General features: G+C 65.7%; 1 protein-coding gene. It reads left to right on the top strand.

What is annotated here, in order from left to right:
• Positions 1-152 precede the first annotated feature (152 nt).
• Positions 153-1,193, top strand: coding sequence for an IS110 family RNA-guided transposase (locus tag ACO1BU_RS37300; RefSeq protein WP_424140893.1), 1,041 nt, complete (start codon positions 153-155; stop codon positions 1,191-1,193).
• Positions 1,194-1,444 lie beyond the last annotated feature (251 nt).

Raw genomic sequence — 1,444 nt, 5'->3', positions numbered from 1 at the left:
CGTGTGTGGATGCCCTCATGAATGCAAGTAGAAACTCGATCTGGTAATGGCTGTGCAGTGAGGTGCGGCCGTGATGGGATGGACGGCCCCGCTTTCCTAACTGCTCTCCTGGCCGAGGATGCGGCCAGGGGACCCAGCGAGAGGAGGCGAGGATGGCGGTCGAGGTCATTGGACTGGACCTGGCAAAGAATGTCTTCCAGGTACACGGGGTGGATGCTGCGGGGCGGGTTGTTCTGCGGCGCCGGCTGCGTCGAAGTGAGGTCACGGCTTTCTTTGCAACATTGCCGCCGGCGCTTGTTGGCATGGAGGCCTGTCACACGGCGCATCATTGGGGCCGCGAGCTGAACAAGCTGGGTCACCAGGTCCGGCTCATGCCGCCGCAGTTCGTGAAGCCGTATGTGAAAAGCCAGAAGAACGACGCGGCCGATGCCGAGGCGATCTGTGAGGCGGTGACGCGTCCGACCATGCGCTTTGTCCCAGTGAAGGGGGCGGAGCAGCAGGCCGTCATTCTTCTGCACAGGACGCGAGACCTGCTCATCCGTCAGCGCAGCAGCTTGATCAGCGCCATCAGGTCCCACTTCGCCGAGTTCGGCATCGCCGTCGGCCAAGGGATCCGCAACATCGACCGGCTCCTCGCGCTGCTGCAGGCGGGGGCAGAGGCTGAGAGGCGGCTACCGCCGCTGGCGGCTGAGATGCTTGGCATATTGGCTGCGCAACTGCGGGCTCTCGGCGAGCGCGTCGACGAGGTCGAGGCCAAGCTACTCGCCTGGCACAGGGCCGACGAAACCAGCCGCCGGTTGCAAGGTGTGCCAGGCATCGGTCCGATCACGGCCAGTGCCCTGGTGGCGACGGTGGGCGACCCACGCCAGTTTGGCTCGGGTCGGCAGTTTGCGGCCTGGCTGGGGTTGGTACCGCAGCAGAGGTCGAGCGGCGGCAAGGAGCGGCTCGGGGGTATTAGCAAGAGGGGCGATGGCTACATCCGCCGCCTGCTGGTTCACGGCGCGCGGGCGGTCGTCGGCTGGTGCAAGCGGGCAGCTAGCAGCCCGACCGGCTGGGTCGATCGCCTGCTGGAGCGACGGCCGGTGAATGTGGCGACTGTGGCGTACGCCAACAAGCTCGCGCGGATCGCCTGGGCCATCATGATGCGTGGGGAGCGCTACGAACCGGCCAGGGCCTTCGCGTCGGCTGCCTGAAGAGGCGCGGCGCGCGGGCTGGGGCCCACGGTCTGCGAGGGTAATCGAGGTTGATGGCAGGATCGGTTGCAGGACCGAGAAGCGGCAAAGTCCGACGGACACATCGCTCTTTGAGAGCGTTAAGTGATTGGGCGCCGTTTCGCGGAAACCATCAGGGTCTAGACAAGACCGGATAGCTGACTGCAGGCGACCGTGCTGCTAGGATGCCAAGATGACCCACGTGGTGGTGGGGCCGTCCATAGCTGGGGCCG

Origin of the sequence: Roseomonas chloroacetimidivorans, from assembly GCF_049629625.1 — a bacterium.
GTDB classification, from domain to species: Bacteria; Pseudomonadota; Alphaproteobacteria; order Acetobacterales; family Acetobacteraceae; genus Roseomonas; species Roseomonas chloroacetimidivorans.
Note: the sequence above shows the minus strand (reverse complement) of the source record. Positions and strands in the feature narration are given on the sequence as shown.